This window comes from Limibacillus sp., assembly GCA_037379885.1.
Lineage (GTDB): Bacteria > Pseudomonadota > Alphaproteobacteria > Kiloniellales > CECT-8803 > JARRJC01.
In genome coordinates this window covers 122,737-131,835 of the sequence record JARRJC010000003.1, presented here as the reverse complement: position 1 = coordinate 131,835, position 9,099 = coordinate 122,737, and the positions used below count along the sequence as shown (strand labels likewise).

At 63.6% G+C, this 9,099-nt stretch carries 12 protein-coding genes; 9 read left to right on the top strand and 3 right to left on the bottom strand.

Going from position 1 to position 9,099, the window contains the following annotated elements; all coding sequences use genetic code 11:
- A partial coding sequence (locus P8X75_02345; protein ID MEJ1994038.1) for a 2OG-Fe(II) oxygenase occupies positions 1–419 on the top strand: 419 nt, incomplete at its 5' end.
- 84 nt (positions 420–503) lie between these two features.
- On the top strand, positions 504–1,475 hold the full coding sequence (speB, locus tag P8X75_02340; GenBank protein MEJ1994037.1) for an agmatinase: 972 nt from the start codon (positions 504–506) through the stop codon (positions 1,473–1,475).
- A 30-nt stretch (positions 1,476–1,505) separates the two neighbouring features.
- Here speB and P8X75_02335 read toward each other — a convergent pair whose 3' ends face one another.
- Entirely contained in the window at positions 1,506–1,673 is a 168-nt protein-coding gene (locus tag P8X75_02335; GenBank protein MEJ1994036.1) for a hypothetical protein, read from the bottom strand.
- 147 nt (positions 1,674–1,820) lie between these two features.
- Here P8X75_02335 and P8X75_02330 point away from each other — a divergent pair, with 147 nt between their 5' ends.
- Positions 1,821–2,150 (top strand): cyclic nucleotide-binding domain-containing protein, encoded by a 330-nt coding sequence (locus tag P8X75_02330; GenBank protein ID MEJ1994035.1) that lies wholly within the window; start codon positions 1,821–1,823, stop codon positions 2,148–2,150.
- A gap of 95 nt (positions 2,151–2,245) precedes the next feature.
- The gene (locus tag P8X75_02325) at positions 2,246–2,917 is read left to right on the top strand and encodes a glutathione S-transferase family protein (protein ID MEJ1994034.1); all 672 of its coding nucleotides are present in this window, start codon (positions 2,246–2,248) and stop codon (positions 2,915–2,917) included.
- 13 nt (positions 2,918–2,930) lie between these two features.
- Here the strand turns inward: P8X75_02325 and P8X75_02320 are convergent, their stop codons facing one another.
- Positions 2,931–4,586 (bottom strand): glycosyltransferase family 39 protein, encoded by a 1,656-nt coding sequence (locus tag P8X75_02320; GenBank protein MEJ1994033.1) that lies wholly within the window; start codon positions 4,584–4,586, stop codon positions 2,931–2,933.
- A 132-nt stretch (positions 4,587–4,718) separates the two neighbouring features.
- Positions 4,719–4,922 carry a hypothetical protein gene (locus tag P8X75_02315; GenBank protein ID MEJ1994032.1) on the bottom strand — a complete coding sequence of 68 codons (204 nt, stop codon included), beginning with the start codon at positions 4,920–4,922 and terminating at the stop codon, positions 4,719–4,721.
- Positions 4,923–5,048: 126 nt separating this feature from the next.
- Here P8X75_02315 and P8X75_02310 point away from each other — a divergent pair, with 126 nt between their 5' ends.
- The 5 genes from P8X75_02310 (at position 5,049) to P8X75_02290 (ending at position 9,099) form a co-directional block, all read left to right on the top strand.
- Positions 5,049–5,801, top strand: coding sequence for a methyltransferase domain-containing protein (locus tag P8X75_02310; protein ID MEJ1994031.1), 753 nt, complete (start codon positions 5,049–5,051; stop codon positions 5,799–5,801).
- 180 nt (positions 5,802–5,981) lie between these two features.
- A complete protein-coding gene (locus P8X75_02305; protein MEJ1994030.1) occupies positions 5,982–6,302 on the top strand; it encodes a polymer-forming cytoskeletal protein in 321 nt (106 codons plus the stop codon).
- A 48-nt stretch (positions 6,303–6,350) separates the two neighbouring features.
- Entirely contained in the window at positions 6,351–6,764 is a 414-nt protein-coding gene (locus P8X75_02300) for a polymer-forming cytoskeletal protein (protein ID MEJ1994029.1), read from the top strand.
- 89 nt (positions 6,765–6,853) lie between these two features.
- The gene (locus P8X75_02295) at positions 6,854–7,549 is read left to right on the top strand and encodes a DUF6134 family protein (protein MEJ1994028.1); all 696 of its coding nucleotides are present in this window, start codon (positions 6,854–6,856) and stop codon (positions 7,547–7,549) included.
- A 14-nt stretch (positions 7,550–7,563) separates the two neighbouring features.
- Positions 7,564–9,099: a cryptochrome/photolyase family protein gene (locus tag P8X75_02290; GenBank protein ID MEJ1994027.1), complete on the top strand. Its 1,536-nt coding sequence runs from the start codon at positions 7,564–7,566 to the stop codon at positions 9,097–9,099.

Below are 9,099 nucleotides of genomic sequence, written 5' to 3'. Positions count from 1 at the left end.
ACCTCACCAAGCCAGGGGGGCGGCTGGACGTCCATGTAGACTTCAACTTCAACGAACCCAAGCAATGGCATCGACGTCTCAACCTGCTGCTCTACCTGAACCGCGACTGGGACTCCGAGTGGGGCGGGCAGCTTGAACTCTGGGACCATCGCGCCAAGCGTTGCCGCCGGACGATCGAGCCTAGTTTCAATCGTCTGGTGATCTTCGAGACCAGCGATGTGAGCTATCACGGAGTAAGGCCGATCGACCCAAAAGCACCCGACCCCAGACTCAGCTTCGCCGCCTATTACTACACGCTCGAAGCCCCTTCCGGCTGGGATGGCGAGAAGCATCCGACCCGTTTCATGAAGCGGCCCGGGGGAACGGGGCGGGCGAAGAACCTGCTGAAGAGGCTGGTCCCCTCGAAACGCAAGCGCTGATGCCGCGAGGCTTTTTTGTTCTCCCTGCGGGGCGGCGTCGGATACTCTCCCTTCCATCTGCCAGATCCCACGGAGTTCCACGACATGACCGACAAGAAGGCCGCGCCGCCACCGTTGCTGAAGGACGGGAGCTACGATGCCTACAGGACCTATTCCGGCATCCTCAGCTTCATGCGCTTTCCGTACAGCCGGGACCTGGAAGGCGTGGATGTCGTGGTGTCGGGAATCCCTTTCGACAACGCCGTGACCTACCGGCCCGGCGCGCGCCTGGGACCGCGGGCGGTGAGGGCCGGTTCGGTTCAGATGGTGGGGCTGAAACCTTTCCCCTTCGGCTTCGAGGTGAAGGACTATCTCAAGGTCATCGACTACGGCGACTGCGAGTTGAACACGCACCTCTCCCGCACGGTGACGGGCGATATCACCGATCATATCCGCCTGATCACCTCTGAAGGCGCCTTGCCTCTGTCTCTGGGGGGCGATCATTTCGTGACCTACCCGATCCTGCGCGCCATCGCCGAGAAGCATGGTCCCGTCGCGCTGGTCCATTTCGATGCGCATTGCGACACCTGGCCAGACGAGGATCCGGAGGAGCTGCACCACGGCAGCATGTTCCTGCGCGCCAAGAACGAAGGCCTGATCGATGTGGAGCATTCGGTGCAGGTGGGGCTGCGGACCTATAACGAGGAGGACCACGGCTTCGAGATCCTCTCCGCCCCCTGGGTCCACCGGGAGGGAACCGCCGCCACCATCCAGGCGATCCTGGACCGGGTCGGCGACAGCAAGGCCTATCTGACCTTCGATATCGATTGCCTCGACCCGGCCTATGCTCCGGGTACGGGGACGCCGGTGGCTGGGGGCCTGACTCCGGCGCAAGCCTTCGAGATCTTCTATAACCTCGGGTCGATCGATTTTGTCGGGATGGATGTGGTCGAAGTCGCGCCCGCTTACGATCATGCAGAGATCACGGCGATCAACGGCGCATCCCTGGCTCAAATATTTCTCTGTCTGATCGCAGAGAAGAAGGGCGCGAAGCGCAAGATCGTCGGACGTGTCTAGAGCGCGCACGCGTGACCGACGGCCGCCGGGTCACTCAGCGGCTTGATACGCCCGGTTCATGCATTCGACTGTTTTGGAAAAGCGGCGCCAGTCATGCGCCGGCTTGGGTAAGCGGGTCACCGCTGGCCCCTGATTCACCGGTTTGCAAGCGGCCTTGCCGGCGCCGCTGGTTTCAATCTCGCTCTCGATCTCGGCCATCAGTTTATCCCACCATTATAAATTGACCGGAACAGGAATAAGCTCTTTTTGGAAGAGTTGATTTCCTATTCACCTCTACGGTCTTATCCTAAAGCTGCGTGATTAACGCTTGGTTGACGCGAATTTGAAGGGGTACGAGGGGCGGCGATGAACAAGGTCTCTATTGACGACGGCGCCTATCTTTTCCGTAAGGGAGAGTATGGTGGCGCTTACATAGTCGAGAGCGGCGAAGTCGCGCTCGAAGGCCTCGGGCGAACCGTGGTGATCGGGGAGGGGGACATCGTCGGCGAAGTGTCCCTGACCGGGCGCGCCTACCTCGCCGATGCGCGGGCGGTTGGCGCTGTGGAGGCGACCGAGCTGACGCGTGATGATCTTCTAACGCTTGCGCGAATACCAAACGAGGCGGAGGCCTTGGTCGAGGCTTTGCTTGAGAAGATCGTGAAGCTGACCGAGAGCCTCCTGGCCAAGCCCGAGTAGCCTGCCGTCGATTCCTGTGGTCCCATGAGGATCAAGCGTGGCCAGCGCCTGGCTGCGCTCAAAGGATTTTTTTGCAAGGGAGCGATTCAGGAACCATGACGATCAAGCTTTGGGGGCGCCATTCCTCGGCTCGCACGCAGAAGGTCTTGCTGGCGATGGCCGAGTTGGGCCTCGACTACGAACTGACCCTGGCGAGCGCCACCATGGGCCCCAAGGGCCATATCGAAAAGGGCAACGAGGTCTATGGCGTCGTGGATACGCCGGAATACCGGGCCATGAACCCGAATGGGACGGTGCCGACGATCGACGACGGCGGTTTCGTTCTCTGGGAGTCGAATGCGATCGTCCAGTACCTTGGCATGGCCTATGACCCGGCGCTGTTCTACGGCGATAGCGTTCAGCGCTTCGCTTCGGCCAGCCGCTGGATGCTCTGGGAGAACAACGAGCTGATCGGCCCCATGCACAACTACGTCAAGCACACCATCCGCTTTCCCGAAGAGTTGCGCGATCCGGCCCTGGTCGAGGAGTCGCGCAAGAAGCTGATTTCCGCCTGGAAGATCGTCGACGATCAGCTTGGCCGCACCCGCTACATCGCGTCGGACGACTGGAGCATGGGCGACATTCCCATGACCATCCGCGTGCACCGTTGGTACCTGCTGAAGGCCGATGCCCCGTCTTTTCCGAACATCGAGCGCTACTATGGGGACTTGCAGAGCCGCCCCGCCTTTGAGGCCATCGCCGACCCGCAGATGCACCTCATCGGCTAGATAGCTTGCCGCTTCACTGAACCTGCTGCTTCGTTCCGCCAGCCTTGTCGCCGCCGGTCTTCTTTTGCTTCTCCGGGACGATCCAGACCCGGTAGGTGGTGCCTCGGAAGAGCGATTCCAGAACCGGATCGTAACCCGGCCCTTCGCGTCCTTCCTTTGAGATGATGACCGCGCCTGGGTGCCTTTGCGCCCACTGGCGCATGTGCTGGGGATGCCAGAAGACCTCCAGCGGCCGGGTGAGGCGTCCCGTGAAGGTGAACTCGCCATGATACTCGACGCCGCGATAGGCGATCCCGGCCTCCTCATGCTGGGCGATGAAGCGCGCGATCTCCTGGTTTCCGTAGCTCCGCAGAAGGTCGCCCGCCAAGAGGTGCACCACCACCAGCGCGACCGGCGCCACAAGAACGAGGGCGATGGCCGAATAGCGGATCAGCGCGAGCAGCAGGAACAGCAGGCCGGTGAGTCCCGCGGCGATGGCGACGTTGGTGAAGGAGGGCAGGAAGGGGTCCGCTTTCTCAAAGGGTAACCACCCGGTCGCGAAGATCAGTCCGGCGAAAACGCTCAGCGCCACGGGAAGAGCCGTCAGCAGCCTCCAGTAGCGCGAGGCTTGCGTGCCCCAGGGCCAGACCCGCGCGAAGACGAGAGCGAGCGCAGGCAGCTCCGGCAGCAGGTAGTGCAGTTGCTTACCGCTCAGCGCGCTGTGGATCAGGAAGGCCGAAGCGATCCAAAAGAGACAGAAGCGCAGTCCCTCGTCGGCCCAGGGACGGTCCCGAAACAGCGACGGCCAGACCGGCAAGTACCAGCCCCACGGCCACAGGAAGACCGGGATCAGGGCCGCGAAGAACCAGAAGGGCGCCTGGTGGTCTATCGACTCGACCACGCGGCCCGCGCCCAGGTTCCAGAAGAAGCTCTCCAGGAAAGGCAGCCCTGCCGCGACCGTGGCCGGGACCAGCCAGCAGAGGGCCACGGCGGCGCCGCTGGCGCCGGCGATCAAGAGCCCCCGGTACCAGCGCCGCCATTCCGGGCGTCTGTTCCCTTCGGCCAGGAACGGCAGGCAGAGGACCAAAGGCGCCACGTGTATGACGATGGCGGGCCCCTTGAAGAGGAAGGCCGCGCCCAGCGCCAGACCCATGAGAAGCCAGTTCAGGATTCCCTCCGATCCTCTGGCGCGCAGCGCGAAGATCAGGGCCAGCAGGGTCATGGCCGTCAGCGGCGCATCGTACATGGTGAGGGACGACAGGCTCGCGAACAGCATGGTCGTCGCCAGGATCCAGGGCGCGAGCAGGGCGGGGGCATGCCGTTCCGGCCAGAGCAGGCGGGCCAGCGGGGCGACCAGCAGGATGGAGAGCAAACCGAAGGCGGGCGCGACCAGCCGCGCGGCCAGTTCACTGACGCCTGTTACGCTCCAGACCAGGTGGATCAGCCAGGCCAGCAGGGGCGGTTTCTGGAGATAGGCCTCGCCGTTCAGTTGCGGGATCAGAAAGCTGCCGTCGCGCCACATCTCCCAGGCGACGGAGAGGAGTCTGGTCTCCACCACGGCCATCGGCGGCCGTGCCGCCAACCCGACCGTCAGAAGCCCCGCGGATAGAAGGACGGCGCCAAAGGCGGAGAGCGGCCAGAAAATTGGAAAGGTGCCGGTTTTTCCGTCCGGTGTGCTGGCCGTGCTCATGAAATCCCGAGTGATCCTGCGTTCTCTATTGCGCTAAGGCGGCTCACTGCCGCCCGACGCCCGCGCGAGCCTATCCTGCCGCCTGCGAAGCTGCCAGCGTGAAAGAAGGGCCTATGGGTTGAAAAAAGAAACTCATGCGCCTGCCGCCTTGCGGAAGAGGTCGCGCAAACGCCGCCGCTGGCGGTTGGTCCAGCGCCGCACCGCCGGCAGATGGGAAAAGCAGATCACGATGCCGAGCGGGATCATCCAGAACCCCAGGACCGGCAGAAACCCGAAGACTCCCCCAACGATCAGGGTGAGCCCGAGCGGCCAGCGCAGGTAGCCGCTGGCGTTCATCACTTTCTTATAGCCTTCGCTCGGCGGGGTCATGGTTGAAAAGATGGGGGGTTCGACGCCGGATGCAAAGGCTCCTCGGCTGCAATGCGCTTGCGCGACGCGGCAGCGGACGGGAAAGTGCCGTGCATGTCGACCGCGCAAAAGCATTTGCTGTCAGTACTGGAAGACCTTCGCTCCGTACCCTCCCGCGTTCTGGAGGCAGGCTGCGGGGACGGGTCGCTTCTGGTCCAGTTGAAGGCGCGAGGCTACGAGGTTTACGGTTTCGATCTGGAGAACTTCGGCCTTCAGGACGCCGCCTTCTTCGATCGCTGCCACGCCCGGCTTCCTGGGCTCCGGGACGATCCGTCGCGCCTGCGGCTCATCGACGAGCAGGCGCCCTGGCCCTTTGAGGAGATGCAGGCGGTGATTTCCAACCAGGTGATCGAGCACGTCCGCGACCACGAGCACTTCTTCGCCAATCACCGGCGCGTGCTGGCTGCGCGCGGCATCGGCCTTCATGTGTTTCCCGCGCGCGAGGTGCTTTTCGACTTTCATGTGAACCTGCCTCTTGCGCACCGCATCGCGAACGAAGGGGTCTTGCGGCGCTATATTGCCGGGGCGGGCCGGCTGGGTTTTGGGAAGGCGGCGCGCCCCGAAAGCGCTGGCGGCGGGGCCGCCGGCGACCTGGCCCGCTACCTGAAGACCCTGACCAACTACCGGAGCCTGCGGGAGCTTCGCGCCCTGGCCCTGCGGCAGGGCCTGGTCGCGGACTTCAGCAAGACCGTCGGTTTCTACGAGCGACGCTTCGGGCTGCGCCCCCTTCCGAGCCTGGGCGGGGTCTGGCCGTGGAAATATCTGGCGAATGTCACGATGATTTTACGGCGCGAAGAAGATCTCTGAGCGTTATACGCCAACGAGGGCTTTCAGCGCCGCCCCGCCTTTGCCACAATGCGTCCGCAGAATTTCAAGTTCCATTTGCCGGGCGCGAAGGTCTCAGGGGAAGCGTTGGTCGAATCCAAGGAAAAATGGTGGCGCGCGAGGGAGCGGGCAGGGTCATCGTCCCCGCCAACTCATTCCGTCGTGCACGAGACCCTGGTGATCGAGGGCGACCTTCTGGGCCGGGGCAGCCTGGCGATCCACGGGCAGGTCTTCGGCAATGTCAGGGTGGAGGACCTGTACCTCGCGCCCGGCGCCTACCTGGAGGGCGAGGTGGACGCCACGCGTTTTCGCATTGCCGGGACCTTCGTGGGCCGCAGCGATGCCGACATTGTGCTTGTCGAGTCCAGCGCGGAGGTCGACGGAACGCTCCACCATCACGAAATGGTCGTCGAGTCCGGCGCTCAGGTACGCGGCCTGAGGCCCTGGCGACCCAACAAGAAAACACCTGGCGGGCAGGGTTGATCCCATACCGATTGATGTCATCGAAGCTTAGGAGAGGAGCGATTGGAAATGTTCAAACCGACGAAACCGGAAGATTCCGGCACCAGCCCTGAGGCCGCATCCCCGCAGAGCAGCCCCACCGCGCCCCGCGAAATGCAAAGCCGACCCGCCTCCGGCGGGCGTTCCGTGATCGGCGGCGACCTCAAGGTCGTCGGCAACCTGATCAGCAAAGGCGATCTTCAAATCGAAGGTGAGGTGGAAGGCGACGTGAACGCCGCCAGCGTCACCGTCGGGCGCTCGGCCAAGCTGGTCGGCGGCATCAAGGCCGACCGTGTCGAGGTCCAAGGCTCGGTGAAGGGTCAGGTCGATGCCGGCTCGGTCAACTTCACATCCAGTGCGCGCATGGAAGGCGATGTGGTGCATGACAGCCTTTCCATGGAAGGGGGCGCCTACATCAACGGCCACTGCAAGCGGCGCGGATGACCCCCGGCCAGTGAAAAACCGGCGAAATTCCAAAACCTTGTGATCCAAAGGAACCTCTCCTACGTAGCAATGTCGGAGAGGTTTTTTTGATGATGAAGTCTAAAGGCATGAAAACGCTTGCCGCCGCCCTGACGCTCTGCGCCCTGGTCGCCGCCGCCCCGCTGTGGGCGGCCATCCCCTCGACCGGGTCTCTCGCGTTCCAGGTAATGCGCAGCGACAGCGATATCGGCCGTCACGAGGTCTCCTTCCGTCAGGAGGGAGAGGACCTGCATGTGACGGTCGAAATCGAGCTGGCCGTGAAGCTCGCCTTCATGACGGTGTTCCGCTACAGCCACCGCAATCACGAGGTCTGGCGCGACGGAAAGTTGGTCTCCATCGAGACCACGACCAACGACAATGGCGATGAATACAAGCTGACCGGCAGGGCGACGGATGAAGGATTTGTCGTGCAGGGCGACGCGGGCCGGATCGTGGCGCCCGCCGGAATAATTCCGACCAGCTATTGGAACCCGAAGACGGTGGAGCAAACCCAGCTTCTGGATACCCAGAAGGGCAGGTTGATGGAGGTGAAGATCGAGAGCCGGGGCAAGGAGTCGATCCGGGGCAGCAACGGTCCGATCCAGGCTGAGCGCTTCCGGGTCTCCGGCGATCTGAAGCTTGATCTCTGGTACGGGCCGGGAGAGACCTGGTCCAAGATCGCCTTTGAGGCACGCGGCGCCGAGGTGGTCTACAATCTGGAGACTCCGCTGCAGCGCGAGGCTTCACTGGACACCTCCGCCAACTGACGCGCCGCACCGCCATGACTGAAGGCCGCCTGCGGCTGGTGCTGGGCGACCAGTTGACCAGCGACCTCTCCTGCCTCGCCGATCTCGACCGGGACCGCGATGTCGTGCTTTTGGCCGAGGTCATGAGCGAGGCCGGCTACGTCCCCCATCACAAGCAGAAGATCGCCTTCCTCTTCTCAGCCATGCGCCACTTCGCGCGAGAACTGGAGAATGAGGGCCTGCGTGTCCGCTACAGCCGTCTCGACGACCCGGAGAACAGCCAGAGCCTTCTGGGCGAGGTGAAGCGGGCGCTGGAGGCCGAGGGCCTCGGCGGCCTTGCGGTCACGGAGCCCGGCGAATGGCGTCTGTTGGAGGAGATGAAAGGCTGGAGCGAGGAACTGGACCTGCCAGTGGAGATTCGCGAAGACGACCGCTTTCTCTGCTCGCGCGAGGCCTTCGCCGCCTGGGCCGAGGGGCGCAAGACCCTGCGCATGGAGTTCTTCTATCGCGAGATGCGCCGCAAGACCGGGCTTCTGATGGAGGGAAAGGAGCCGCTGGGCGGCCAGTGGAACTACGACGCCGAAAACCGGAAGGCGCTTCCTGACGAGCTGTCGCCGCCGGAGCGCTGCCGCTTCGAGCCCGATGGCATCACCCGTGAGGTGCTGGCCCTGGTGGAGGATCGTTTTTCCGGGAACTTCGGCGGCCTGGAGGCCTTCGGCTACGCGGTGACGCGCGCCGGGGCGGAGCGGGCGCTGGAGGACTTTCTGGAGCGGAGCCTGCCATCCTTCGGCGACTATCAGGACGCGATGAAGAGCGGCGCGCCCTTCCTCTATCACAGTCTACTTTCGGCCTATATCAACGCCGGTCTGCTCGATCCGCTGGCGGTCTGCCGCCGGGCCGAGGCCCGCTACCATGAGGGCAGGGCGCCGCTGAACGCCGTTGAGGGCTTCATCCGTCAGATCATCGGCTGGCGGGAGTTCATTCGCGGCGTCTATTGGCTCGAGATGCCGGACTACGCAGGGCGCAATCACCTGCGAGCGCAGCGCAAGCTGCCGTGGTTCTACTGGAGCGGAGAGACCGGGATGCGCTGCCTCTCGGAGTCCGTCCGGCAGACCCGCGAGCACGCCTACGCCCATCACATCCAGCGGCTGATGGTGCTCGGCAACTTCGCCCTTCTGGCCGGGATAAACCCGAAGGAGGTCAATGAGTGGTTCCTGGTGGTCTACGCCGACGCCTATGAGTGGGTCGAGTTGCCCAACGTCACCGGAATGGCGCTCTATGCGGACGGTGGGCGTTTCGCCTCCAAGCCCTATGCCGCCAGCGGAAAGTACATCGCGCGCATGTCCGACTACTGCAAGGACTGCCGCTACAAGGTTACCCAATCGACGGAGGAGGGCGCCTGTCCCTTCAACGCCCTCTACTGGGATTTCATCGCGCGCAACGCAGGGCGCTTCTCGGACAATCCGCGCATGGCGATGCCGCTCAGGACCTGGGACAGGATGAAGCCGGAAAAGCAGGCGGCCCTGCGCCGCCGGGCGGACGTTCTGCTCGACGATCTGGATGCGCTATAA